We start from the raw sequence: 26,341 nt of genomic DNA, 5'->3' as shown, positions 1-26,341 counted from the left end.
ATACCAACATTCCTTTTTAATTAAAAATACATTATATTGCATTTTCAACCAAAAATAAACCGCATCATCACAAGATAATGCGGTTAGTACTATTAGTTTTTATTCACAAAACGAATGGCTTTACTCATTACCGTTGGGACGACGGATGCATGATTTTCCTCCAACGCTTCATAAAACGCAATGTCCATAATTTTTCCTAAATCGCTCGCAATTTGTTGAGCATCATCCACCATAAAGGTTTCAAGTTCCCCTACGCCGATGAATAATTTTTCATATGCAAATGGACGCTCTTTTATAAATTTTGAAGCATAACTGAATAGTTCATGCTCATTCCACCAAATAGAAGGGCTAATCGCTATATAACGTTGGAAAGTTGCTTGATGATGGAATAATTGCCAAAGCACAAAGTAGCCCGCTAATGAATGCCCGAACAGTGATTGCTGCAGCGTATTTACAGGGAATTGAGCCTGAATACTTGGCTTTAATTCCACCTCTAAAAATCTACTAAAGTTCTCTGCTCCCCCATGTTTCTCATGGCCCTTACCTTTAAATCTTGCAGGATACGTATACGTTTCGGCTTGTCCTGTAAAATCATAAAACCGGCGTTCATGCATGTCCACACCATGCCCAATTCCAACAACAACGGCTGGTAAAACTCCTGTTTTTGGTGCATTACGGCTCTGTAGGCGGACCGCTTCCTTAACAAGATGGAAATAGGACGACCCATCTAATACGTATAAGACTGGAAAGCCTCCTTCCGGTACTTCTCCATTCGGTACATAGATATTTACCGTATACGTATAATCCGTAAACTTCGATACAATTTCTTGCGTCACATAATCAAGTGCTTTCTCCTCAATCATTTGTCGGTCTCCTTCATAACATCATAGCCGTAACATACGGGTGTTTTCGTAACTGGATCTTGCATAATACGTGCATTAATATTGAATACGTTACGCATAACATCTACACATAAGATTTCCTCAGGTGTTCCTGTTTTCATTACAGCCCCCTGTCGCATTGCGATTAAATGATCAGAATATCGCGCCGCGTGATTAATGTCATGCAATACCATAACAATCGTACAACGATGCCGCTCATTTAAGTTTTTCACAATTTCTAGCACCTCTAACTGATGTGCCATATCTAAATAAGTTGTCGGTTCATCCAACAACAGAATACTCGTTTCTTGCGCTAAGGCCATTGCAAGCCATACACGTTGGCGTTGACCTCCAGAAAGCTGAGAAAGCTCTCGATTTCGGTACTCCATTGTATTTGTCACATTTAAAGCCCATTCAATCATTTCCTCATCCTTTTTTGTTAAGCGATTCACATTATTTCGATGTGGATAACGACCATAAGCAATGAGCTCCTCAACCTTTAACTGACCTGGTGCAATAGGCGTCTGTGATAAAATAGCTAGCTTTTTCGCAATGTCCTTCGTCGATAAATTTTGCATGTTTTGATCCTGTAAATAGACCGTCCCCTGCTGCTTCTTTAATATACGACCAATTGTTTTTAAAAGCGTAGATTTACCACATCCATTAGGGCCAATAATAGTCGTAATCTTTCCTTCTTCTATTGTTAAATTTAAGCCTTCAAACACACGAACCTGTTCATAGCCAGAAGCCAAATTTTCCATTCTAAATGCCGTTTGCATACGATTTCCCCCTATGCCTTCGATTTCACTAGTAAATATAAGAAATACGGAATCCCGATAATCGAGACAACAATACCAACTGCTAGCTCAGATGGCGCAAACACTGTTTTTCCTATAAAATCAGCTGCAATAAGCAATCCCGCACCTATTAACGCACTTACTGGCATGACGTAACGATGTTGTATACCTACAAGCTGTTTAGCAATATGCGGTGCCATTAATCCAATAAAACCGATACTACCTGATACCGATACACAGGCACTGACTAAGCCAACACTCGCCAATAACAACTTCATTTTCTCTTTTTCTACCGCTATCCCTAAGCTAGTAATACTATCCTCTTCTAATTGAAAATAATCGAGCAAATATGATTTCCGATAAACGTAAAAGCCTAATAAAATAAGCCACGGCAGCATAGTCACAACAAAAAACCAGTTTGCATTATAAATGGAGCCTGCCATCCAAACTGCAGCAGCTTCAAAATCCTGAGCATTCATTTTCAATGATAAAAATAATGACAATGCTCCGAAGCCACTATTAATCGCAATCCCTGTTAAAATTAGCCGTTGCATATCTAAATGGCCATTTTTCAGGGCAAATGAGAAAATTAACACAGCGGCCATCGCACCACCGACAAACCCAAAAATCGGCATCATTAAAATAGATAACCAGCTACTCATATCTGCAGATGTAAGATGTAATTGAAAGAAAAACATAAATATGACCACTGCTGCACCGGCGCCAGCATTGATCCCTAGAATCCCAGGGTCTGCTAGACCATTGCGCGTAATACCTTGTAGCACAACCCCTGCCATTCCTAAGCCAACACCAACTAATGCTGCAATGACAATACGTGGTAACCGGAATTCAAAAATGACAAGATCAAATTTAGGGTTCGGCTCAATTCGTAGCAATGTTTTTAAGATATCCATCACGGACATATCAAAAACACCATTTGTAAGATGGAGATAACTTGCACCAAAAATTAATAACACCAATATTGAAACAGTCATTACGAATACACTCGAGGTTTTTTTACGCACGTTTTTCACCTCCGTGTTTACGAACTAAATATAAGAAGAATGGGACACCAACCAATGCCGTTAAGACGCCGATTGGAGTTTCGAATGGATAATTAACAAAGCGACTGAGCACATCACAAAGCGCTAAGAAAAACGCACCTACTACAGCTCCACACGGAATGATAAAGCGGTAATCTACGCCAACAAGGAAACGTGTAATATGAGGAATAACTAACCCTACAAAGGCAATCTTTCCTACAAGTGCAACAGCCGTTCCTGTTAAACATACAACGGCAAGCATACTAATAATTTTCACGGCTTTTGTTTTTTGCCCAAGTCCAATAGCGATATCTTCTCCTAATGAAGTGATCGTAATAGCCTTAGCTGATAATAATGCAAGCACTAAACCAACTAACCCAAATGGAATAGATAGCATGAGCATATCCATATCCACCATATGGACCTTTGTGTTATACCAAACACTTACCGTTTGTGATACTTGGAAATACATCGCAATAGCTGTAGCAATACTGCTTAAAAACGTACCAATGACCGTCCCAATAATGGCAAGCCTTACTGGTGACAAACCATTGCGAATTAAAGAGCCAAAACCAAATACAATCCCTGCGCCTAATGCTGAACCGAGCATAGAAAGTAAAATCATTTGGTAATTAGGAAGCCCTGGGAAAAATACGATTGCTAACGTAATCACAAATGCAGAACCATCATTCACGCCCATTAATGATGGGGACGCTAAATAATTTCGTGTAATACCTTGCATCACTGCGCCAGCTACTGCTAAAAATGCTCCCACCAATAAAACAGCTGCAATTCTAGGAATACGTCCTGTTCGTATAATTTGGTGGTCCACGTTCGAAGGGTCAAACGCAGTGATCGCCTGCCATACCGTTATTGCGCTAATGTCTTTCGTGCCGTACATAACGGATACTAATGCCACAATCGCAATTAGGAATGGAGAAGCTGCTAATATTGAAAATGCTACAATGTTTGTTTTTTTCAACTTCCACACCTTTTTCTATATCAAATATGCCTCGACGTAATTGTAGCCGTCGCTACAGAAAACATTTGCCGCTGTCGCGCGGATAAACAATGCGTCCGGAGGCGTTGGGCCAACAAATGTTTTCTGTGCGAAAGCGAAGCAACAGCAACACAACATGATGGTGGCCACTCAGTCATTGCCACAGGACGTGGCGTTCTTAGACTGAGTTCCTCTAACTTATAAAAGGCTGGTAATAGCCTGGTGATACCACCAAATCTACTACCAGCCTCTTTATACTATTTAAGTAATTTTTCAGCTGCGATATCTAAGAATTTCACCTTAGACCATGCAGTACCACCTTGTGCTAAAGGTTCAATGGCATTCACGAAAATTTGATTATTTTGTGATGCTTTTAAGCTTGTAAAGATCGGATTTTTTTGTAGCTCTTCTAACGCTTTTGGTGCGTCAGCATTTTCTGATTCCTCGAATTGAAGGAAAATAGCATCAGGATTAACCTCGGCTAATGTTTCAAGAGATAGTTCAGCCTGTGCCTTTGCAGTTGTTAAAACCTCTGGTATTGGAGCCCCTAAATCTTCATATAGAACAGGGTTTAAGTAAACGCCCGCAGGATAGATATACATGATGCCGCCACGTACTCGAATAACTAGAACTTGCTTGTCCGCTAATTGCTCTTTAGATTTCACTTGGGAATCAGCAACCTTCGCTTCATAATCTGCAATGATTTTTTTTGCCTCATCTTCTTTCCCTGAAAGCTGTGCAAGTAACGTTAAGTTCTCTTTCCAATTTGTAGAGACATGTGAATACGGAATCATCGTTTGAATTTTATTAAGCTTTTCAGCCATTTCCTTAGGGTATTTTGAGGAACCTAAAATAACATCTGGATCAAGTTGAAGAATGGCTTCAGTATTCGGTGTCATTTTATTTCCAACAAGCTCGGCACCTTCAAATTCAGAAGCAAGATATGCTGGAATTTTCCCACCGATATCAAGCACACCAACAGGCTTGATACCGAGCACTGCCGCATCTTCCATAGACTCTAAGCTTGCAGCTACTATATTTTTAACATCTGCGGCAATTTCATATTTTTCGCCTAAGTATGTAATCGTTTGTGTCTTCGCTCGATTTGTTTGCGTTTCTGATGCACTAGTTTCTGCAGCATTATTTGTAGATGTAGATGATTCTTCTGCTTTATCCGTTCCACACGCAGCCAAAGATAGAGCTAATAGAGCAGGTGCACACATTTTAAAATATTTATTCATAGATATTCTCTCCTAACGAACTTCATTATATTGATAATGATAATCATTTTCATTTATAAGTCAATAGTATTTTTTTAATTGATATCTATTATCATTTACGGATACTATCCTAACAAAGTGGAAAACAGTTGTGAATGGACGATTTCACGAATCACATGGACTTTTGCCGATTTCCGATCACAAAAAAAGCTGCTTCTTTTTTCAAGAAACAACTTTTTATAAGTATTTAGCTTCCTCAAGCATTGTTTTTCGATATGTTGTCGGCGACATTCCCGTACATTTTTTAAATACTCGACTGAAATAAAAGCAATCTATATAACCTACACATTCTGCTATTTCCGCTACTGGCGAATCATCATATTTCAGTAACTCCTTCGACCGTCGAATACGATATTCCGTTAAGTAGACGCTAGGATTCATCCCTGTATGCTGTTCAAATAGATAGGCAAACCTACGACGCTCCACGCCAAATTCTTCAGCTATTTTCGAAACAGAAAGTTGTGTAGCATAATTCTCATGTATATACTGTAAAGCTTGCTCCATCTGGTCACTTGCCGTATCGAGCACCTTCACTTTTGCCGACATAAGAATGGCTTCCAAAAGATTCATAAATAGAGTCTTTGCTTTTAGCACTGACATATTACCTGGCATGGCTTGGCTTTCTATTAACTGCTGTACATAGTCAATAATTTTAGTATGATAGCCTGTATTGATTAAAAAGTGCTGGGTTGATAATGGATATAAAATTGACTCTTCGGGAGAAAGTTGATAATGAACAACTGCGTATTCCCATCCTTTATCATCAGAAGCTTTAATTTCGATTGGCATTTGTGGTCCTGCATGTACGACCATACCTGGCTCCATTGCATAAGGGGTACCGTTAAAACTAAATATAGCGTTACCAGCAAGCGGCACAACCAATCCACACTTCCCCGGGGCTGTCGTTCGACCTTTGTCTACTTGGCCTGGCTCCATTTTATTCGTAAAAACATCCGTAAATTTTACAGACGCATGTGCATAGTAATCGATTAAATGCTTGATATCCATTTTATAGCCTCTATATTCTTTAAAACTTTTTGGATTTGTGAAAAATGATGTTGATCATGATCTACTAAACTAGCAAAATAACTGTAAAGTGTTAATTCAGAAGCACCTATTGTAAAAGGCAGTTGCCACTGCTTATCCACTATTTTATAAAGTGCGTCAATTAGCTGATGTCTCTGATGGATAAAATCGGCTATCGTTTCTTCTCTACTTTGTGCACGACTATTCCTTGCTGCACAAGCATTTATCTCTCCTACATCTGGCCCTTTTGGTAAGCTCCCCTCTATAAAAAGAAACGGTAGACGTTGCTTTAACACAAATTCATCCCACGGTGTAAGATGTCCAATGACCTCTGCAACCGTCCATTTCCCAGGCTCTATAGGGGTACGCCATTGTTCTTCAGTTATGCCTGCTAAACTTTCCACAAATACGATAGATCTTTCATAATGCGAGATTATTTGATGTTTATCGTGACACAAACCCCTTCGCTCCTTCGCTTCATTTTAGTAGACAATTTGTAGCTTCGACCAACTTGATTCCCACTGCTTGTTACGAACTCTATTCAAATAAACCTCATACCTCGGAGAGTCCTTCTGAAAATATGGTGTAGGAGCGACAATTCCAGAAACCAAGTGCTTAATACCATGCGGTGCAGCTATCTCAAGTTTTCCATTAGCAAGCCTCACACCAATAGCTGTTGGCATTTCTGGAAAATGCGCAATGCCATCAATAGATGATTGATAAGGATCACTGTTATTTACTACATGCATTCTTGCTTGGTTTTTCACAGACCAAGGCTCATCAGGTAAATACTTCGTCAATTCTTGTTCATGTTGCTTCTCATAGTTATCTGAGAGATTTACTTTATCAAAATATATCACATCAATATCAGCTAATGGCGTTCTATATTCTTTTTCATGCAGACAATCCCACACCTTAGATCGAATAAATCCTGCACATATCCATGAATCAGGTAATTGGAGTTTTTCTACAGTTTTTAAAATGTCCATCATCCATTCATCTGCAGCAATCAAGCTTTTTAGCTCTTCTTCTGTTTTTATCAGTTTCATTCACCTCTGAATTTGTCATACTAATGCCTGCACTCTTTTAATTAATGATTTTCAACCCATGTTCTTATTTTGTTAGCAACATCCTTAGGTGCTTCACGAAAAATATCATGGCCTGCATCAGCGATTGGTTCAATATCCAGGTTTTTAATTCTTGATTGCAAAATTTGAACGCTCTTCTTTCTAGCAGATTCTAGTTCAACTGGTTTTGTAGCGCGTATTAAAAGAGCCGGGCAGTGTACCTGTCCTACTACATCTGTAACTGATTCTGCATAATTACCTTTTACCATGGATTGTGCTGTAAAAGTAGAAATCGTTAGTCTAATTTCTCCATCTTGTTCCTTAACTTGAGCCCTTGATGCTTCTTTAAGCTCTTCCGACCATCTTGAAAGCTCTTCTTTTTCCGATTCAAAAAATACGTCCCAAGATGGGAATCTTACTTCATTACAGAACTTCTCAATATTTTGTAGTTCGCTTTCTAATGTCATTCCTAAATCTTGAGGTGACAAATAACCGCCATCTAACAAGACAATCCCCTTTATTCGTTTAGGGTATTTAGCAGCAAAATGCACTACCAAATCAGCTCCTAAGGAATGACCAATTAAATAATGAGATGCATTACCTAACTGCTTATTTAGTATTGTTTCTATTTCTACAATTAAATTGGAAGGAAAATAAGCGTTTTCTTCTTCCAAGGCTTTTGCATAGCCGTGTCCAGGTAAATCAAAGGTGACTATATGATACTCTGGTAAAAGTTTAGCTAGTTCTCCATATGCTAAGCCCGTACTCCCTAATCCATGAAAAAAGATTAAAGTTGGACTTTGAGAGTCACCCCATTGATATATATTTTGTTTCATTGCTACCATCCCCTTTGGTTAATGATTTTCCCCATCAATTACAATGATAACCATTTATAGTTCTATTTCAAAGAGGCAAGCAGATGAAAAAAGCGTTTGGCAAATCAGGAGAGGTTGGAGCTTTATGGGGACTATATTTCGAATAGTATTTATAGTGGAAAGAAAAAATTGGCTGACCTTTGTATCGATTATATTTATAAATTTATTTTATACAAAATAAAAAATAATATATTAGATTTATAAATTATTTACCAGTACCCTTTAACTAATAACGTTAAAGGAGACGTTTATGAAAAAATCTTTTATTTTGATTGTGACCTTTACCATTGTAATGGGACTTTTTTATACGAAGCTTTCACTGACGCTCGTCAGTATTGGAATTATTGCCTCTTTTATCGGCACTCTTGCTGGGGGTGCTGGGCTTATTACGATCCCGGCTATGATGCTTGTTGGCATACCTATTCAAACAAGCATTGCTACGATTGAAATCAGGAATTTGTAGCTACAATATAGCGCTCTAAAGCTTGTTGATATGACATGGTAATTCCCCCTTTTTTAACTCATCTTAAAATCCATTAATCGGAAATGCAAATAGCATGTTAGTAAATTACTTCCTAATATGCTGTTTGCATATACATAATTACTCTACACTGCAATTATGGTAATATAAAACTTATTTACCAACTACATAAAAATAACCGTTTAAGCTGGGGCATCTTTTCACTTAGAATATAGTATTCGTATTTATATCATAACGCTAAAGTAAGCCGTTACAGGGTTATGAGAGTGCATTAAAAAAAGACGCTGATGAAGGAAAATGGTGAAAATTCAGGCTCCCGACATATTTGGTGGAAGTATGGAAGAAAATAGTTTCAAAGGTTGAATGGATGTAGCAAAGCAAATAAGAAAAAGATAGGTGGTGAACAATGATGATTAATAGTAAAGCTGTACTTATCCCTATGTTAGTCTTATTTATTACACTTTTACGCCATGTAATAATTCAATGGGGAGAAAATACGACCGTATTCTGGTTCTATTTATTCGGTGTAATCTTTTTGGCAATTGTTTTATTATATTCATTATTTGTAACTAAAAGAGAGAAAGAGCTTTAGTATCGAGAACAATGTTAACTGGATTATTCACATTCAAAAAAATGAAAAACCTCTACTAATCTGCACCCAATTGTTAGACACAAATTTAACAAAACGGAAGTGCTCTTTCCTAAAGAGGCTATTGTAAAATTCGTGATTAATTTGATCAAAAACTTTTTCGAAATAAAGATTAAATTTTGGACTATTAATAGAGGAAATTTAATTCAAACAAAAAATAAATAAAGAGAGAAATATATAATGAAAAAATCAAAGATACAAAGAATACTTCCCTTATTTATATTTTTTTGTGTTGCCTTAGTTGTAGCAATCATTGAAAATGCGTCATTTTTTATTAAACTCTATGGGTTGGGCATAATTGCATGTATATGTTCAGGAACTCTTATGTATTTTAGAAAAAATAACTAGCGAAATTTTGTAGTGAGCACCAGCTATGTTTTGAATAAGATTATGATGGCATATAAGCAACATCCTATAGTCATTCTTTTATCCGGAACAACCTTTACAATATATGGTTCTAACAAGAAAATAACATCAGAATCATTACTATAAATCCCCTTACTTATACAAAGAATAGAACCAATAAAACGGAAGTGAGATAATCATATGCAAAAATTTATGATTAGTATTACTTTTACAATAAGTCTTGCGTTTGGAATATGGGTTATTGACCAATGTGTAGCTAAGGGTTTCCTTCGCCATCTGTTAATTGGGGTACTTGTTTCTGTATTATTTTCTTTAGTGAGTACCTTCTATCGAAAATATTCGCAGAACAATAGCTGACTGAATATGAAAAACGCAATCCAAGCCCCCTACATAAATTAGCTAATTAAATTCCTCCACAATAGCTTATAGCTCAACTGCTGAAACACCTACAAAATATATCTTTTTCTTTTAACAGCGTAATTAAGATTTACTATTAAATATTGAATTAATTCACTCATACAAAACCGTCCCATTAATATGCATGACAAGGACTGTAGAGGGAGTCTATGATAAGAGTAATAAAATAAGGAGGACTCCCATGCTCGCTACTATTCAAAATCAACATAATCGCTATATCGTGAAATTTAACCGTCCGCTGTCACATTCAGTTGATGCCGTTTGGGCCGTTTTAACAGAGAATGAAAAGCTTCAAAAATGGATGAATAACTTAGAAATTATTGATCTTCGAAAGAACGGCAAAATCCACTTTAATATGAATGATGGAACAAATGCTTTTCAGGAAATAACAATTACAGACTATGTTGAGAAGGAAGTGCTCGAATTTGATTGGGGCAAAGATACAGTTAGATTTGAACTCTCCCCCTCTGGCAGCGGCTCCATATTAGTATTGCTTGAATCGATTGGTGAGCTAACTGAGCATACCCCTAAAGATTTAGCCGGGTGGCATATATGCTTAGGCCTACTTTCGGATTTATTAAATGGAACGGTACATGAAGAATTCCCAATGGAAGAATGGCAAAAGTGGTTTGCAGAGTATAAGCAACTAGTTGCTTACGTAGAGAAGATTTAAGCATATCAAGAATAAACCCCTAGGGTGTGAACTTTATGCCCTAGGGGTTTTTAAATGTTGAAAAACAAAATAGGTAAGGAAGTCTTAGTGCATGTTGCGGTGCTTTAAATGAGGTTGATTTCGTTCCATGCTACTTGCTTTCGCACAGATCATGATACTGTTGCTGCCGCTTCGCTTGCACTTCTCTTTCGTATTTTTCGCTATAACTTAGAGTGACATACGAGAAGATACATGCCATGTGAAGTGGTTGATTGGAGTGGAGACTGGGTGACTCCTTGGGGATCAGCGTCACAGATGAGACCCTGGAGCGAGCAACGCGAGTGAAGCGGGCTCATCGGATGCCCCCAGGAAGCTTTGCTCTGTGCGAAAGCGAAGCGGCAGCTACAAAGTGCCCAGTCGGAACGGAAATCAATCCCTCATTTTGCTGAATAGCTATACTTTATTTAAAATGACAACTTTATTTCATAGACATGCTCTTAATTACCATCTCGAACATTCATACGAGCGAATATTTCTTCTTGCAATAGTTTGGAAGCGCCAGCCACTTCTGCTACTCCATCGGAACCCTGTAATAAACTCTCTTCCTACAGAAGTTAGGAAGAACCAAAAGCTTGATCCATTAAACATCCATATATACGTATTTCTAAATAGGCATGACCGAATACCACTTGTACCTATTCCGAATGGTGGAGTTGATGGTGCAAAGCTAGGTGGTGGACCTAGAGGCATTTGACCTGCTGGTGGTGGGCCAAAGCTAGGTGGTTCAAACGATGGCGGTGGGCCGTAACCTGGTGGTCTAGATGATGATGGTGGACCAAAACCAGGTGGACCGAACGATGGTGGTGGGCCGTAACCTGGCGGGCCAAACGATGGTGGCGGACCAAAACCAGGCGGTCTAAATGATGGTGATTGGCCAAAACCAGGTCGTCCGAATGAAGGTTCGAAATCGGATTCTGGAAATGGCATAATCTGTTCATATGGATTGCTCATGATAAACCCCTCCTTTTACATAATTCAATATATGTAGGAGGGCTAATAACCGTTGAGCAATTGCCTATTAGCCTTGTATTTAGTCGACCTAAACTGCATTCGTATTTCCACGGTGAACATTCTATAAGAAAAGGTATTTTTTCAAGAAAAGGGGTGCTTATGCGAAAAATAATTTTACTAATTACTACAATTTTATTGTCCCTTGGGATTTGGATTATACTGCACCATATATCGATTTTGTTATGTGGGAAAACTTTTCTTATGATGTAGTCGGCGAAGATGAATGGGCGCTGAATAAGAGTAATTAATTCAGATCCGAGAAAATTCGGTACTCAGGTGATGACAATCGGATTTAACGACGAAGAGAAAAGTTTTGCCTTAGCTGAAAAATACCATTTTAAATGCTTTTATAGCCCAGCAGGATCTTACTACGACACATGGCAGTAATGTCACCCTCATCTATTAAATAATGCTCACAATCCTCTCCCTCATGCAAAACTAAACGAAGAGGATTTTTTGTCATCTAGACAAATAAGAGTGCATCACTCGCCAATCCTCAAGCTTTTCTTCAAAAGATTTAATATTCTTCCCTGGTATTGGGCTTGTCGAAGGCATTTTTTGATATGCTCGACCATCTAAAATCGCAAGGCCGATATGCTTTTTAAACACCTCAAATGCCTTTGCACCATTAAAAAGCACTAACTCAATATTAGGATAGTGTGCAAAAAGCGTTTTAAAATCATTCGGCTTTTCATTACGAATAGCAGCATCTAAGCTTCCTTTACGCTCACACGACTCTATTGTATCCCAAAGACCAATATGATGGTTCTTTAGCAATTTTAACCTTTCTCCATAATCCTGCGGTATAACCACTTCTACTATTTCTCCAATAATCGGCCAAAAGTGATTGCGCGGGTTCCCATAATATTGCTGCTTCTCTAATGATTGCTTTCCTGGCATCGAGCCGACAATTAGCACCTTCGTAGACAAATCTATAACCGGTGGTAATACATTTTTAAGTTCATTTGACATGACAATCACTCCTTCCTTCTATTGTAGCGGAAGATTTGTGGCCATGTCATTGAAGGGCATGTATCACATATTAAAGTTCAGTCTCATCACCATAACTTGGGGTGACTTCCGTTTCAACCGGCACGTTCCTAAGAAAGGGTCTTTCTCTATTTGTTGGATATTTATGATAGACTAAATCAAATGCACTCTTTTTAAGATGTTTTTGTCAACATGCTGCCACTTTAGTAAATGACGAGTATTTAAACTACATAGAGGTGAAAATATGAGAAGTTGGTTCCAGTCTCTTACGGCTAGAATGATTTTTTTAATAAGTATCCTGATCCTTTTAATATGTGGACTGTTTATATATCTTTTACAAGAACATATTCGCGATACGACAGAAAAACAGATGGGGATGGAAGCATTAAATATTGCAAAAACCCTCGCATCTACAGAAGAGATTATTGCGGCATTCAAAAAAGAAGAGCCAAGTGAAATAATCCAGCCAATCGTCGAACCTTTAAGAAAAGAAATTGACGCAGCATATATTGTCGTTGGAAATTCTGAAGGAATTCGTTATTCACATCCTTTAAAAGATAAAATTGGAGAAAAAATGATTGGCGGAGACAACGATGCAGCATTGCTAGATAGACAAGCTTATATTTCTAAAACTATAGGATCACTAGGTGAATCGATTCGAGGTAAAGCCCCTATCCTATTAGACAATAAAATTATCGGTGTTGTATCTGTCGGTTTTTTAACAGAAAATATCGACACAATCATCGAAAGCTATATTCACAAATGGAGCAAATACACCGTAATTATTCTTTTAATAGGCATATTAGGTGCAATAGCAATTTCCGTTTATATAAAAAAATTGTTGTTTAATATGGAGCCTATTCAAATTGCTAAATTATATCAACAAAACAAGGTCATTTTAGAAACAACCGCAGAGGGTATACTGGCTGTCAATCATTTTAATCAAATTACTACCATTAATAAGAGTGCTTATGAAATGCTAGATTCGGCTCACAATAAATCTCTCTCAGACTGGATGGGTGCAAAAATTGAACATATTTTTACGCCTAAAATTGTTGCAGAGCAAAACATTCATAATTTAGAGCTACCACTTGATGAGCATATTATTATTTTAAATAAAGTGCCTTTAGTTGAAAAGAAAAGGAAAATTGGTTCGTTATACACCTTTAGAAAAAAAGTAGATATCCAAAAAATCACTGATGAATTAAAACAGATGAAGCAGTATGCGAATGTTCAACGAGCCTATACTCATGAATTCGCTAATAAGCTTCATATCATTTTAGGTTTACTTGTTCATAAACATTACAACGAAGCCATTGATTTTATTAAAGAAGAACGAAACATACAACTTAAAAACCAAGCTTTTTTAAATAGCAAGATAACTACCCCACTTCTACTTGCCTTAATTCAGGGGAAAATTGCAGAAGCCGCAGAACTGGGGATTAAACTCGAGCTAAACGAAATTTCTTCATCTATCGAATTATCTAAACAGCAAGAAGATGCTATCCTAACAGCTCTTGGTAATGTACTTCAAAACGCTATTGAAACTTTAAAAAGCTGGGAATCCTCAGATAAAATAATTCGACTATCCATCAACAATTATAAAAATCATTACTTATTTGAGATTCAAGACAATGGACCCGGTATTAATCACAATATTTACGATAAAATTTTTACAAAGGGTATATCGACTAAAGAAGGATTAGACCGCGGCCATGGACTTGCTATAAGCAAGAAAGCTCTTCAGGAGATACATGGGGAAATTTTATTGGATTCCGGTGATTTATCAGGAGCATGTTTTTTAATTATAGTTCCTAAAGGAGACATTTGAGAATGATAACATTAAAAAGTGTATGGATTATTGAAGATGACTTTAGAGTAGCAAAAATTCATGCCGATTATGTTCATAATATAGAAGGTTTTATCGTCACTGAAAATTTACGCACAGGAAAAGAAACGATTGAAAAGCTGGAGATGACTTCTAACTTACCAGAAATTATATTAACAGATTTATATATTCCGGATGTTGAAGGTAGCACATTAGTAAGTCATATACGTCACCTCTATCCATCTATAAAAATTATCGTAATATCAGCAGCAACTGAAATAAGTTTAATAAAGGATATAGTAGACTTAGGAATTTTAGATTATTTAATAAAGCCCTTTGAAGAGCAACGACTTCAACGCGCATTTCAGAAGTATTTGCAGGAACTTCGTTTATTTCAAAATAGCAAAAATGTCACTCAAAATGACATTGATTCTTTATTTTACAATGAATCAAACAATAAGGTAGTAGATGAAGAAACCTTTGTAAAAGGGATTGATTTGCACACATTACAAATTGTTAAAAGCATTTTTGAAGATCTCAAAACCCAAGAGCTCACAGCCTCACAATTAAGTGATCTAATCGGTTCTAGTCGTTCAACAGCTCGCCGTTATTTAGAATACTTAGTTGGTGAGCAGTTTTTAGAGACAAAACTAATTTACGGTACCGTTGGAAGACCTGAACGGAAATATGTTTTTCATGGAACTTATGAACAAAACTAATATTATGTTATTTATTTAACATATGATTATATTATTTTCCTCTCTTTAGCACTGTGATATTTTTTAAATAATCTGAATGATTAATCGCAAAGGGAGGAAATACTTTTGAGTCTAAGTATAATCGGTTTTTTAACAATTATTATTATTGTTGCTCTACTAATTAGTGGTCGTGTATCACCACTTGTAGCAATGGTTATACCACCTATCGTAGCTGCATTCATAGCTGGCTTTAACTTCGATGAATTGGGAGAATTCTTTAGTTCTGGATTAAGCTCTGTGATGAACGTAGCTGTTATGTTTATATTCGCTATTATTTTCTTTGGTATTATGCAGGATGTAGGTTTATTCGAGCCATTGATTAATAAAATGATTGCGCTTTCAAAAGGAAACATTATTGTCGTTGCAGTGATAACAGTGATAATTGCTGTAGTAGCGCAACTAGACGGTTCTGGAGCTTCAACATTTTTAATTACAATCCCAGCATTACTGCCTTTATATTTACGTTTACGGATGAATCCATATCTTTTGCTGTTATTAGTTGGGGGAGCAGCAGCAGTTATTAATATGATTCCTTGGGGTGGCCCATTAGGTCGTGTTGCTTCAGTTTTAGAGACAGATGTAACTGAACTTTGGTATCCTTTAATCACTATTCAAATCATTGGTGTCGTTTTAATGTTAGCTTTAGCGGTGTTCCTTGGTTTTAGAGAAAAGAGGCGTATTCTGAAACAATACGGTACCCTGGACTTCACAAATGATGATCATACTATTACACAAGGAGTTGTTTCATCAGAAGTAGACACAAGCTTACAACGACCAAAACTATTGTGGATTAATGCAATAGTTACTGTTCTTGTTATCGGAATATTAGTTGCAGGTATTTTACCAGCAGGATTAGCCTTTTTAATTGGCGTCGCCATCGCCTTGCCAATCAACTATCGTTCTCCTAAAGAACAAATGGAACGTGTGCGAGCACATGCTCCGAATGCCTTAACGATGGCGTCTATCATTATTGCCGCTGGATTATTTTTAGGCATACTTAATGGTACTGGGATGTTAACTGCAATTGCCAACAACGCCGTACACATACTACCATCAGCCCTATCATCTTATTTGCATATCATTATCGGGGTTTTAGGGGTACCGTTTGATTTATTATTAAGTACGGATGCATATTACTTCGCTTTATTCCCTGTAGTTGAACAGATTGGCTTATCTTTCGATATTGATTCTCTTTCAACTGCCTATGCGATGATTATTGGTAATATTGTAGGTACATTTGTATCGCCACTTGCCCCTGCCGTTTGGTTAGCTTTAGGCTTATCAGGCTTAGAAATGGGGAAACACTTAAAATACTCTTTCTTCTGGATGTGGGGATTGAGCATTACTTTACTATTCATTGCAGTAGCATTAGGAATTATTGCTATCTAACTCATCACCGAATGTTGGAGATGAAATATAGTACCAGTTGTCGAGTAGTGAATCGGCAGCTGGCTATTTTTATAGAGGTAGCGTCTTATAAAGAAAAATCAGAGCCAGCAAGTATTTCCTCTGAACTTTTTTCATGAAGTTTATTTGATGAATGATTTTTTATATAGGTCCTTACTATTTCGTAACCAATGCAATATCCTATCCATTGAGGAAGCTTTCCACCATATAAGAATTCAATATGATTGTTTAATCCTTGAATATTGATTTGAGGCAAAAAATGCTCCTTCCAAATTTCTAGCATCTTATTCAATGAGTAGTACCTCAACCATGGTGCTAACCATTTATCCCCGTAAATTTCCTCCACTGCACATTCTGCTAATCCTTCTAAAATTAAAGAATCTAATAAAGTCACTTCGTCTAGCGATTTATTAACATATTGCAGACGACAAACATGGTTATACTCATGTGCAAATAACGCTTTAAGCTCCTGCTTTTCAAGCTCTCCTATATATAAAAACATAGCGTTTGGATAGGCAACACCGTTTTTCTTAGTAATCGTTTGCTCCTTCGTGATTGGGAAGATATAGATTGGTATATTTGGACCGCTCCATCTCTCCTTTAAATAAATAAATTCCTTCTGCACTACTTCCCAAACATTTTGTTTTTTTAACTTGTTAATATCTATTTTTTCATGTGACTGAAAAAGTCCCTGTTGCAGTAACTCAAATTGGATTTCATCTAGAGATCCGCCAATAAAAACCTCTACTAAACGACTGCAAATAATAGAGCGTTGTAAGTCCTCAAAACTTTTGTGATTTAGCTTTTGACTAGCTATTAATTCATTGAGCCACTCATCTGTTGGTATTACTGACATACATTCCCCCCTTACTTTAGCTTATGTCTAAAGTAGTCAATCGGCTAGTGATAATGTTCGCAACCGCATATATTAGCTTGTAAGGAAGTCGAAAGGAGGGATAGTTTGTGAATCCAGCTGATACTTATAATCTTTGTTGTCAATATCATGGTAAACGTGTAAGGATTGAAGAAAGATGTGGCAGAGTACATTATGGAGAAATAACTAGGGTGGATAGAAGACAAGTATGGATTCTACCTGATAGACGATTTGGTGGTTATGGTTTAGGATGGGGTTGGGGTTTCGGAGGAGCAGGAGCAGGTTTTGGAATTGGAATCGCATTTGGGGTAGTTGCCGGAATTGCCCTAGCACCACTACTATTTTGGTAATATTGAAATGATTAATTTTACTATCCGTTGCGCGAAGACATGGAGAAAAAATAAGCCATTTCAATCTACTGAGATGGCTTATTGTCCTCATTGCACTTGCTCTTGTTGCTGTTTGATTTTAATCAACTCGGATATTGTGACAAATGTATAGCCTTGTTTCTTCAGTTTTGGCAATATTTCTTCCAACGCTTTGATGGTCTGCGTACGATTGCCGCCTCCATCGTGGAACAAAATAACATCACCTGGCTCCGTTCCCTTCATCACTTTTTGCACTATTTTATTGACCCCTGGCTGTTTCCAATCTTGAGTGTCCTGATGCCAAGACCACATCACTACTTTGTATCCATCCTTTACAGCGGCATTGATCATTTGATCATTATAATTACCACCTACTGGACGGAACAATACTGGTGCAAATCCAGTAATACTATAAATTATTTCCTTTGTCTTACGTAATTGTGACTGTAATTCAGCTATGGAAGCTTTAAACGGATGTGAATACGTATGATTGGCAAGCTCATGCCCTTCTGAAAAAGATCGTAAAACAAGGTCTGGATATTTTTCTGCATTTTTTCCAATAATAAAAAACGTCGCTTTTGCATCATACTTAGCCAATAAATCTAAAATAGCTGCCGTATACTCGGGATGAGGGCCGTCATCGAAAGTCAGAGCAATTATTTTGTCTTTTACGTTAATGTCCCATACAACTTCCCCTGTCTCCTCATAATAAGGTCGACCTTTATCCGCATAGGTTGTCACTACTGTAGAAATTACCGATATGATTAAAAAAAATAGGGATATAACCAATACATATTTGCGTGTCATAAGCATCACCTCCCAAGTTCAAATTCACATAACTCCGTCAACTTACTATTTACGAATTACAATGAATTATACTTATGAAGGTTTGGCTGTTTTCTCCTCTTAAAACACTGGTCATCTTTGGTACCTAATAATTTTTTTAATAAAAATATCGAACACCTTTTTAACTATCGCCATATGTATATAGAGAAAAGGAGTGATTTCGGATGGTAACAATTGAGCCTATTATGATCAAAGGCCATTTTTTCACTGCAATAGTTGTTCAATTACCAAAAACAACACTGCTAACAATTTCTAACGACACGGGGTACATTATGTGTGGAGCTTTAGATGTTGGTCTATTAAATGACCGTTTAGCAGATCGGAAAATTATTGCCGGTCGAGCAGTTGGCGTGAAAACGATAGATGAGTTATTGACAGCTCCATTAGAATCTGTGACATATGAAGCGCATCAACTTGGTATTTCTGAAGGAATGTCTGGTGTAGAGGCATTATTAAGAATGGTATAACAAAATTATTACAAAGCGTCAGTGCAATACGACTAGGCGCTTTTTTCTTCAGTCCTATGTAAAAGTGTATAAGCTATTTACTCTATTCCTATACTTTAGACAAAAGGAGTGTTTGTTTTGTCTAAAGATAATCATCGGAAAATACATGTGATTTTGTTGTTAATAGTACTTATTATTTTCGTGTGGTCTGTCATAAAACCAGTTTCCTATTTAGATTGGCTCGTAGAAGTTAGTCCTGCAGTCGTTGCAATTATTATTGTAGTCGCTATTTATAACAAGTTTCGCCTTACAACACTTTCTTATTTTATCATTGCCCTTTTGTCTATTTTAACATTCATCGGTGGACACTATACTTATTCGGAGGTTCCACTTTTTAACTGGATTAAAGAGGAGTTTCACTTACAACGAAATGACTACGATCGATTTGGGCATTTCCTAAAAGGTTTGATGGCCATTGTCATAAGAGAAATATTAATACGAAAAACACCACTAGTTAAAGGCGCCTGGTTAACAGGCATATCCATAAGTATACTCCTTGCTATTGCTTCTCTCTATGAAATCATTGAATGGCTCAGTACAAAAATTTCAAAAGGGAGTGAAGGAGCGAAAGATTTTGTAGGTATGCAAGGAGATCGATGGGATGCACAATGGGACATGCTTTCGGCCTTCCTTGGGACAATTTTGGCTTTACTGCTATTTACAAAACTCCATGATAAATTGTTGAGAAGGCAGGCAAAGTAAATCAATTTTCTTCTGTAGCTTGCATAGGATAACAAGTATGAACCATTCGAAAGGTGGTACTCTATGTACTATGCAAGTGTTAGTCAACAACCACCCCATGTATCTCGCGTGATTGCTGTCACTGGAAATGGAGAAGTAATGGCTACTCCAAGTTATGTTCAACTTCAAATAGAAGTCCATTCAAGAGGAAAAAATGTACAAGATGCGCAACAAGAAAATACAATAGTGATGAATCGTGTTATCCAATCTCTTTTAGCTCTCCATATACCTAGAGAAAATATTCAAACAGCTGTCTATACTATTTCACCAATTTATGATTATGAAGATGGCAAACAGATTTTTAATGGCTACGAAGTAACAAATGCTATTACCGTTAAAGTCACGGATACGAGTCGGATTGGTAAAATTATTGACACAGCAGTAGACAATGGTGCAAATCGTATTTCCTCTATCCAATTCGACATTGACAACGAAGATGCCTATTATCAACAAGCTCTTAGTTTAGCCCTTCATAATGCCCAGATGAAAGCTAAAACGATTGCAGAGACGATGCATTTGCCCGTCCAGCTTCAACCAATCGAAATCGTTGAGGAACATAAAAATAGACCTGTCCTATATAGATCGATGGCGATGACTGACTCCGCCATTTCTACGCCTATTGAACAAGGGCAAATAGCCGTTCATGCGACTGTTCGAGTGAAATTTCAATATTAATTTGTATCCTTACATGAGCCTTCTGCTTGAATAGCATGAAGGCTTTTAAAGTTATTTAAGCTTGTAGTTACAATTTGAGATTATCTGTAGTTAAATTCAAACGTATTTTTTTCTAGACATACTAGTTCATCAGAAGTTTTAACAATAATATCAAAATACTGACTATACGAATGCATAAACAATTCATATTGAATTCGACGTTCTTCATGCGACTGCTTTAAATAATGGATATCCGCTCCCCTTTCAACTACATCCCGGTATGACCGTCTCTTCATTTCCGTATCATTATCTGTATAAAAATAAATTTTCAAATCAAATAGCTTTGGATTAATAAATGCTACACTCATTCCTTCTACAATAGTTACTTTATTTTTTGAAGAAATTAACGCACTTTTCATATAGTGCGTATCTATTGTCAATAAATCCAGGCCTTTTCTAACCATTTGAATGTCTCTTTCCAAAGAAGGTAAATGATGCGCCGCTGGATGGCAAGCTGTCATTTTAAAATGATGCTGCTCGTTTCGATAAGGATAATTGATAATTGTATGCTTTCGTATATCCGAACTAACAATATATGGGTCCGTATTAATATAATTTACGTCATCATGATTCAGAAGGTGCATAAGCCTATTGGCAAACGTTGTTTTTCCTGCTGCACCATGTCCAGAAATTCCGATAATAATTGATTTATTTTCTTTTTTGATCCAAGTAACGATATCTTGCAATAACCTATCCATTTTTCCCCCCGCTGTTGCTTTCATATTTAACTCAAAATCTCATTGATATTAACTACTGCTCAGAAATCATTTACAATTTTTAGTTTTTATAGTGCTATTTTACCTGAATTATACCAGATTCACTAATTATTTCTAATCTTTTTGTAGCTTCGCCAATTTTACCTTTCATCGAATCTTCAGTATGTGTTTCTTTCTTAAATCCTTGTAAATCAACAATAATATCAGAGGATTTACTGCTAGCTACCACCTCTAATGACTTTGGTGCATGTTTATAGAATACTGAAATATCTCCTGACCCGGTTTCTATAAATGTTGATTTTTCTTCATCCATTTCTTTCATAAGTACTTCACCGTTTCCAGCAGTAATTTTCATTTGTGGACTAGAGACTCTAGTAATGTAGCTATCACCATTCGTAGCAGCAATCGTTAATTCATTCACAGTGCTATCCATCATCTTCAATTCCCCATCCTGCGATGTAAATTCACCCTTATCTGCCACTAATCCTTTAATGACCTTATATCCTGAATCACTGGAGATTATAATGTCTTTTGTTGTTAAATTATTAATGTTAATATCACCATTGCTATTGCTTACCCCAATGTTATGCACTGTGTTATTCGGAATAGAAATACGAATTGTTCCTTTATCTCCAATGCTAATGTTTTTAAAAAAACCTTCTTCAGTATCATGTTGAAGTACGTTAATTTTTTTACCGTCCTGTTTAATTTCTACCGGAGCATTTTGCTTTTTTTGTTGCTTTCCATCAATCGCAATTGTCAGATCATTAGAGTCAGTACTTTCCAATAAAATGTTCCACGTTTCATTATTTATTTCTAATTCTTCAATTTGTTGCGCATCAAAGGTCTGTTGCTTTTTAAAGCTCTGTTCGCTATTTACTTTAAGAACGAGCACTACACCTGCGCAAACAATTATTAATATAAGAATAATTATAGCTTTTTTCACTTTATCTCCTCATTTCTCATTGATGGGTATTATGTTAAATCCACTTTATCTACCTTTCGATAAGACAGATAACCAATAAGAAGCCCTAATAAACACAAAGTAATTGGCACAGCAATTATTTGATATAGACTTGAAGAAGTAGTTCCATCAGAAACTGTTGCATTAATAACGAATCCAATTAAAACAGCTGACGTAATTGTCGAAGCTGTCGACTTTTTTCGCATACCAAAGTACAAAGGAATTAAGCTTACCCCAGCCATCATAAATGCATTGATAAAGGTTGACGGTATAGTAGCTACCATCTCTTGAATCTCAACAGGTGTTTCAAACAAACCAATCATCGGATTTAAAAAATAAACAGCGATATTAATCATAAAAGTTGCAATCATAATGCTAAAAAAACAAAATCCGAAAACTAAAGAAAGCTTAGCAAGAATAAGTTTTTTCCTTTTTAATGGATACGTAAATAATAATTGAACTGTCTTATTTTTATATTCATCAATAACTAAACGAGCTAAAATCACACTTGAAAAAATAATAAAAACTATTCGGATTAAAATATCTGTTAACGACATAAATTCTGTATAATTTAAAAACTCACTCTCGCCATCACCGCCTATTGCCATAAGTGCAACTGCAGTAAAAATCCCTATAATACAAATGATTAAACCTTTAAAATAGCCAGTCATACAATTCTTTTTCCATTCAAGCCTTAGCAGTTTATGCAATTTGATTCCCTCCATTAATAAGATTTAAGAAATACTCTTCTAAATGCTGTTGCTGTTTTTTAATTCCATTGACAACAATGTCATTTAAAACAAGTTCTTTATTAATTTGAGATTGAGAATTGTCATGTTCAAAAATTCGAATACAATGTTGATTCACAATTTCATATTTCCGAATACCTAACTTGTTCTCTAGCACAGGAATTGCTTTTTTCACATCGTCTATTTTAATCTCCAAATACTCCATATTCTCTTTTCGAATATCCTCCATCTTCACCTCTTTCAATAATTTACCACTGTGAAGAATACCAATTGTATCTGCTATCGATTCAATTTCTGATACGATATGACTTGATATTAATATAGTGATTCCATGCTCTTCTTTTAACAGCAATAAAAGCTCTCGTATATCTTTAATGCCTATAGGATCGAGACCATTAATCGGCTCATCAAGAATTAGGATTTCTGGTTTTGCGACAATTGCCCGTGCGATGCCTAGCCTTTGCTTCATCCCAAGCGAAAATTCGTGTATTTTTTTATGTTCAACACCATTGAGACCTACTATCTCTAGCGTTTCCTCCACTGCTCCCTTTTCATAAACTCCAATATACTCACAGTGAAGCTCTAAATTTTCTTTAGCTGTTAGTCTTTCATAAAATTCCGGATACTCGATAATACTGCCTATTTTGCTCAAGTATTGATATGAAGTAGTAGAAATGGATTGATTCATTATTTTAATTTCACCTGAAGTTGGTTTTACTAAGTTTAAAATCATCTTCATGATCGTCGTTTTTCCAGCCCCATTCGGACCTAAAAACCCATAAATTTCTCCCTTCTTAATGTTCATGTTGACATTCGATACGGTCTTGACTCCTTTAAAGCTTTTACTTAATTGATGTATTTGAATAACGGTTTCCATGTTATTTACTCCCTACTATTTTGAATTCGTTACATTAAGCTTAATAAGTGAAAGTAAAATCAAAGTAAACTCGATGGAAAATGACAGTAATTTTTTCAAGAGAATACGGATATAAAGATTAGAAGCTGTTATGATGAAATTGAAATGAGGGATAAAAATGGAAACTACTGAAAAAATCCTAATCGTTGATGATGAGATTGGTATATTAAAATTATTAGAAATTACATTACGAAAAGAAAACTTTATAAATATTGATACTGCCTCAACGGGAAAAAGTACACTACAGCTTGTAAAAGAAAATCAGTACGATGTTATTTTGCTCGACATTATGCTACCAGATATAAGTGGCTTTGAACTTTGCACAGAAATACGTAAGCATTCAAACACACCCATTATTTTTGTTAGTGCTCGCTCTACTGATTTTGATAAATTAACGGGATTGGGTATCGGTGGAGATGATTATATTACAAAACCTTTTAATCCTTTAGAGGTAGTCGCCCGAATAAAGGTCATCCTTCGACGTCAAAAAATGTATGAGCGTTCTCAGCAACAGCAGCATACAAAATTTGATTTCGGTTACTTTGCTCTAAATCCTGAATCGGCTACATTAACCGTTAACAATCAGCTCGTGGAATGTACAGCTAAAGAGCTAGAGCTACTGCATTTCTTTTGTAAAAATCCAAATCGTATTTTCACAACTTCACAGCTTTATGAATTCGTGTGGGGAAATGATGTATATGGCGAGGAGAAAACCGTAACGATTCATATTTCAAAGCTAAGGAAAAAGCTTGGGGATGATACACGTAAGCCTAAAATAATTGTGAATTTAAGGGGCATTGGCTATAAATTCATTCCCCCGAAAGAGGATTCACTATGCGAATAAACACTCGATTTACGTTGCATCTTGCATTGGGGATTATTCTGTGGATGATTTTGAGTGGTATTTGTATAATTATCGGTCTCGAAGGTATTCTTCCACTCTTTAAAAAATCTGTGAGTGAGGATTATGAGAATTTACTAGTTCTATGGATTTTTGGGTTTAGCACCCTTGCTTGTATTGCCGTATTTGGTTGGTATTTTGGGGGTCCTCTTGGTTTTATAATGTCTTGGATCCATCAGCTATCACAGGAAAACTACAAACAGCCTGTTGGACTATCTAAAATTTATACACGCAAAGGAAAGCTCCATATGCGTTATATGCTATATCAAGAAGTACTTCAACACCTACAATCCTTATCAGGAAAATTAAAAGCTGCTGAAACAGAACGTGAAGAGGTTGAACAAGCAAAACAGGAATGGATTGCTGGTATTTCACATGATTTAAAAACACCATTAACGTATATTACAGGCTACTCTACTCTATTATTAAACGAACAATACGATTGGTCTAAGGATGAAGCTCGTTCTTTTATTCAAGAGATTGCAGATAAAGGCATGCATATGGAGGAGCTTATTCAAGATTTAAGTCTCGTTATTCAGCTTAATAATACAGATGGTCAGTTACCCTTGCATAAAACTGAGCAGGATATTGTGGATTTCACAAGAAGAATTGTTGCGAACATAAGCAACAATCCACAAGCAAATGACTATATATTGCACTTTAAAACTGATACATCTGTTATAAACATTGACTTTGATACGAAATTCATGCAACGCATATTACAAAACATTCTTATGAATTCCATTATCCACAATCCATCTAACACAAATATTTATACACAGATTTCCGATAGAGTTGAGCATGTAGAAATCCACATTGTGGATAACGGCGTAGGGATGTCTCAACACATGATGGAAAATATATTCCAACAATATTATCGTGGAACTACTACAGAATCTTCTTCTGAAGGTACTGGACTGGGCATGGCGATCGTCTATAAACTCGTTCAAGCTCATAATGGCACTATTTCTGTACAGAGCGAATCTTCTATTGGAACAACGTTTATTATTACGTTGCCTAAAAATAATATGGGACTTGAACACTTTTAGATTTCGCCTAAGCTGTGGATTGGTCGATCCGAGCAATGTGAAGGGCTATTGGAATCATTCATGAAATTATATTGTTGGACATATATTTAAGCATCATAAATTGGTTCAACAAGGAGGATTTCATGCAATCTGAAAAATTGCGATTACGAAAGATTCAACATCTTGCTCATGAAATTACTGATGAAATGAATAACGGTGGAGTACTTACTCACTTAGAAACGTTGATTCCTGTTATTGATAATTTATCTCGTGCGATTGGTGACTTAACAGATTCCTATGGAAAGTATTCATTAGATTATGTAGAGGAAAAAGTGAAAAATGCTCATACGCTTTTGTTTAACAAAGAAAAAGTGAATGTCTATTTATAAAGATATAGGAAAAGGGTAACCATTTATATGGTTACCCTTAA

Annotated in this window: 29 protein-coding genes and 1 pseudogene; 13 read left to right on the top strand and 17 right to left on the bottom strand. The window is 36.4% G+C overall.

Features of this window, described 5'->3' with window-relative positions:
- Positions 1 to 92: 92 nt before the first annotated feature.
- The 9 genes from ACVYAD_RS10125 to ACVYAD_RS10085 form a co-directional block, all read right to left on the bottom strand.
- On the bottom strand, positions 93 to 863 hold the full coding sequence (locus ACVYAD_RS10125; protein WP_476426204.1) for an alpha/beta hydrolase: 771 nt from the start codon (positions 861 to 863) through the stop codon (positions 93 to 95).
- Positions 860 to 1,660: an ABC transporter ATP-binding protein gene (locus ACVYAD_RS10120; RefSeq protein WP_476426202.1), complete on the bottom strand. Its 801-nt coding sequence runs from the start codon at positions 1,658 to 1,660 to the stop codon at positions 860 to 862. Before ACVYAD_RS10120 ends, ACVYAD_RS10125 begins: the two co-directional genes overlap by 4 nt.
- 11 nt (positions 1,661 to 1,671) lie before the next feature.
- Positions 1,672 to 2,673 (bottom strand): FecCD family ABC transporter permease, encoded by a 1,002-nt coding sequence (locus ACVYAD_RS10115; RefSeq protein WP_476426327.1) that lies wholly within the window; start codon positions 2,671 to 2,673, stop codon positions 1,672 to 1,674.
- A gap of 22 nt (positions 2,674 to 2,695) precedes the next feature.
- Entirely contained in the window at positions 2,696 to 3,703 is a 1,008-nt protein-coding gene (locus tag ACVYAD_RS10110; RefSeq protein ID WP_386828702.1) for a FecCD family ABC transporter permease, read from the bottom strand.
- A 275-nt stretch (positions 3,704 to 3,978) separates the two neighbouring features.
- A complete protein-coding gene (locus ACVYAD_RS10105; RefSeq protein ID WP_476426201.1) occupies positions 3,979 to 4,962 on the bottom strand; it encodes an ABC transporter substrate-binding protein in 984 nt (327 codons plus the stop codon).
- 216 nt (positions 4,963 to 5,178) lie between these two features.
- The gene (locus tag ACVYAD_RS10100) at positions 5,179 to 6,009 is read right to left on the bottom strand and encodes an AraC family transcriptional regulator (protein ID WP_476426200.1); all 831 of its coding nucleotides are present in this window, start codon (positions 6,007 to 6,009) and stop codon (positions 5,179 to 5,181) included.
- Entirely contained in the window at positions 5,991 to 6,485 is a 495-nt protein-coding gene (locus ACVYAD_RS10095; protein ID WP_476426198.1) for a DinB family protein, read from the bottom strand. The genes ACVYAD_RS10100 and ACVYAD_RS10095 overlap by 19 nt, the downstream gene beginning before the upstream one ends.
- A gap of 24 nt (positions 6,486 to 6,509) precedes the next feature.
- Positions 6,510 to 7,076 (bottom strand): nucleotidyltransferase family protein, encoded by a 567-nt coding sequence (locus ACVYAD_RS10090; protein ID WP_476426196.1) that lies wholly within the window; start codon positions 7,074 to 7,076, stop codon positions 6,510 to 6,512.
- Between the two features lie 41 nt (positions 7,077 to 7,117).
- On the bottom strand, positions 7,118 to 7,930 hold the full coding sequence (locus ACVYAD_RS10085; RefSeq protein WP_476426194.1) for an alpha/beta fold hydrolase: 813 nt from the start codon (positions 7,928 to 7,930) through the stop codon (positions 7,118 to 7,120).
- 331 nt (positions 7,931 to 8,261) lie between these two features.
- On the opposite strand from ACVYAD_RS10085, the pseudogene ACVYAD_RS10080 reads away from it, so the two are divergent.
- The 3 genes and pseudogenes from ACVYAD_RS10080 to ACVYAD_RS10070 form a co-directional block, all read left to right on the top strand.
- A pseudogene (locus ACVYAD_RS10080) lies at positions 8,262 to 8,411 on the top strand (sulfite exporter TauE/SafE family protein); the annotation flags it as partial.
- Positions 8,412 to 8,856: 445 nt separating this feature from the next.
- Complete coding sequence (locus tag ACVYAD_RS10075) at positions 8,857 to 9,042, top strand: hypothetical protein (protein WP_476426192.1); 186 nt, start codon at positions 8,857 to 8,859, stop codon at positions 9,040 to 9,042.
- Between the two features lie 1,021 nt (positions 9,043 to 10,063).
- Positions 10,064 to 10,555, top strand: coding sequence for an SRPBCC family protein (locus ACVYAD_RS10070; RefSeq protein WP_476426190.1), 492 nt, complete (start codon positions 10,064 to 10,066; stop codon positions 10,553 to 10,555).
- Positions 10,556 to 11,035: 480 nt separating this feature from the next.
- Here ACVYAD_RS10070 and ACVYAD_RS10065 read toward each other — a convergent pair whose 3' ends face one another.
- Both ACVYAD_RS10065 and ACVYAD_RS10060 read right to left on the bottom strand, forming a co-directional pair.
- Complete coding sequence (locus tag ACVYAD_RS10065) at positions 11,036 to 11,545, bottom strand: transporter (protein ID WP_476426188.1); 510 nt, start codon at positions 11,543 to 11,545, stop codon at positions 11,036 to 11,038.
- A gap of 519 nt (positions 11,546 to 12,064) precedes the next feature.
- On the bottom strand, positions 12,065 to 12,577 hold the full coding sequence (locus ACVYAD_RS10060) for a DNA-deoxyinosine glycosylase (protein ID WP_349659403.1): 513 nt from the start codon (positions 12,575 to 12,577) through the stop codon (positions 12,065 to 12,067).
- Between the two features lie 262 nt (positions 12,578 to 12,839).
- Between ACVYAD_RS10060 and ACVYAD_RS10055 the strand changes: the two genes are divergently transcribed.
- The 3 genes from ACVYAD_RS10055 (at position 12,840) to ACVYAD_RS10045 (ending at position 16,570) form a co-directional block, all read left to right on the top strand.
- Positions 12,840 to 14,426, top strand: coding sequence for an ATP-binding protein (locus ACVYAD_RS10055; RefSeq protein ID WP_476426186.1), 1,587 nt, complete (start codon positions 12,840 to 12,842; stop codon positions 14,424 to 14,426).
- 2 nt (positions 14,427 to 14,428) lie between these two features.
- On the top strand, positions 14,429 to 15,142 hold the full coding sequence (locus ACVYAD_RS10050) for a response regulator (RefSeq protein WP_476426184.1): 714 nt from the start codon (positions 14,429 to 14,431) through the stop codon (positions 15,140 to 15,142).
- Positions 15,143 to 15,247: 105 nt separating this feature from the next.
- The gene (locus ACVYAD_RS10045) at positions 15,248 to 16,570 is read left to right on the top strand and encodes a CitMHS family transporter (RefSeq protein WP_349659406.1); all 1,323 of its coding nucleotides are present in this window, start codon (positions 15,248 to 15,250) and stop codon (positions 16,568 to 16,570) included.
- An 85-nt stretch (positions 16,571 to 16,655) separates the two neighbouring features.
- Here ACVYAD_RS10045 and ACVYAD_RS10040 read toward each other — a convergent pair whose 3' ends face one another.
- On the bottom strand, positions 16,656 to 17,444 hold the full coding sequence (locus ACVYAD_RS10040) for a DUF2268 domain-containing putative Zn-dependent protease (protein ID WP_476426182.1): 789 nt from the start codon (positions 17,442 to 17,444) through the stop codon (positions 16,656 to 16,658).
- A 107-nt stretch (positions 17,445 to 17,551) separates the two neighbouring features.
- Between ACVYAD_RS10040 and ACVYAD_RS10035 the strand changes: the two genes are divergently transcribed.
- Positions 17,552 to 17,812 carry a hypothetical protein gene (locus ACVYAD_RS10035; protein WP_349659408.1) on the top strand — a complete coding sequence of 87 codons (261 nt, stop codon included), beginning with the start codon at positions 17,552 to 17,554 and terminating at the stop codon, positions 17,810 to 17,812.
- A gap of 87 nt (positions 17,813 to 17,899) precedes the next feature.
- On the opposite strand, the gene ACVYAD_RS10030 is transcribed toward ACVYAD_RS10035, so the two are convergent.
- A complete protein-coding gene (locus tag ACVYAD_RS10030) occupies positions 17,900 to 18,637 on the bottom strand; it encodes a polysaccharide deacetylase family protein (RefSeq protein ID WP_476426179.1) in 738 nt (245 codons plus the stop codon).
- Between the two features lie 203 nt (positions 18,638 to 18,840).
- Between ACVYAD_RS10030 and ACVYAD_RS10025 the strand changes: the two genes are divergently transcribed.
- From ACVYAD_RS10025 to ACVYAD_RS10015, 3 genes are all read left to right on the top strand, one after another.
- Positions 18,841 to 19,143: a YunC family protein gene (locus ACVYAD_RS10025; RefSeq protein WP_079562172.1), complete on the top strand. Its 303-nt coding sequence runs from the start codon at positions 18,841 to 18,843 to the stop codon at positions 19,141 to 19,143.
- A 117-nt stretch (positions 19,144 to 19,260) separates the two neighbouring features.
- The gene (locus tag ACVYAD_RS10020) at positions 19,261 to 19,884 is read left to right on the top strand and encodes a DUF2238 domain-containing protein (RefSeq protein WP_476426178.1); all 624 of its coding nucleotides are present in this window, start codon (positions 19,261 to 19,263) and stop codon (positions 19,882 to 19,884) included.
- Positions 19,885 to 19,947: 63 nt separating this feature from the next.
- A complete protein-coding gene (locus ACVYAD_RS10015; protein ID WP_476426177.1) occupies positions 19,948 to 20,598 on the top strand; it encodes an SIMPL domain-containing protein in 651 nt (216 codons plus the stop codon).
- A gap of 80 nt (positions 20,599 to 20,678) precedes the next feature.
- On the opposite strand, the gene ACVYAD_RS10010 is transcribed toward ACVYAD_RS10015, so the two are convergent.
- From ACVYAD_RS10010 to ACVYAD_RS09995, 4 genes are all read right to left on the bottom strand, one after another.
- Entirely contained in the window at positions 20,679 to 21,335 is a 657-nt protein-coding gene (locus ACVYAD_RS10010; protein ID WP_349659412.1) for a uridine kinase family protein, read from the bottom strand.
- A 94-nt stretch (positions 21,336 to 21,429) separates the two neighbouring features.
- Positions 21,430 to 22,299 (bottom strand): DUF4097 family beta strand repeat-containing protein, encoded by an 870-nt coding sequence (locus tag ACVYAD_RS10005; protein WP_476426176.1) that lies wholly within the window; start codon positions 22,297 to 22,299, stop codon positions 21,430 to 21,432.
- Positions 22,300 to 22,328: 29 nt separating this feature from the next.
- Positions 22,329 to 23,027 (bottom strand): ABC transporter permease, encoded by a 699-nt coding sequence (locus ACVYAD_RS10000; RefSeq protein ID WP_476426174.1) that lies wholly within the window; start codon positions 23,025 to 23,027, stop codon positions 22,329 to 22,331.
- The gene (locus ACVYAD_RS09995) at positions 23,020 to 23,943 is read right to left on the bottom strand and encodes an ABC transporter ATP-binding protein (RefSeq protein WP_476426173.1); all 924 of its coding nucleotides are present in this window, start codon (positions 23,941 to 23,943) and stop codon (positions 23,020 to 23,022) included. Before ACVYAD_RS09995 ends, ACVYAD_RS10000 begins: the two co-directional genes overlap by 8 nt.
- 157 nt (positions 23,944 to 24,100) lie before the next feature.
- On the opposite strand from ACVYAD_RS09995, the gene ACVYAD_RS09990 reads away from it, so the two are divergent.
- The 3 genes from ACVYAD_RS09990 to ACVYAD_RS09980 all read left to right on the top strand — a co-directional run bounded on the left by ACVYAD_RS09990 (position 24,101) and on the right by ACVYAD_RS09980 (position 26,300).
- Complete coding sequence (locus ACVYAD_RS09990) at positions 24,101 to 24,826, top strand: response regulator transcription factor (RefSeq protein WP_476426171.1); 726 nt, start codon at positions 24,101 to 24,103, stop codon at positions 24,824 to 24,826.
- The gene (locus ACVYAD_RS09985) at positions 24,817 to 25,932 is read left to right on the top strand and encodes a sensor histidine kinase (protein ID WP_476426170.1); all 1,116 of its coding nucleotides are present in this window, start codon (positions 24,817 to 24,819) and stop codon (positions 25,930 to 25,932) included. Before ACVYAD_RS09990 ends, ACVYAD_RS09985 begins: the two co-directional genes overlap by 10 nt.
- 122 nt (positions 25,933 to 26,054) lie before the next feature.
- Complete coding sequence (locus ACVYAD_RS09980) at positions 26,055 to 26,300, top strand: group-specific protein (protein ID WP_476426169.1); 246 nt, start codon at positions 26,055 to 26,057, stop codon at positions 26,298 to 26,300.
- The last annotated feature ends 41 nt before the right edge of the window (positions 26,301 to 26,341 follow it).

Source organism: Lysinibacillus sp. G1-3 (genome assembly GCF_056322905.1).
The sequence above is the reverse complement of the archived record's forward strand: the minus strand, read 5'-3'. Positions and strand labels throughout refer to the sequence as shown.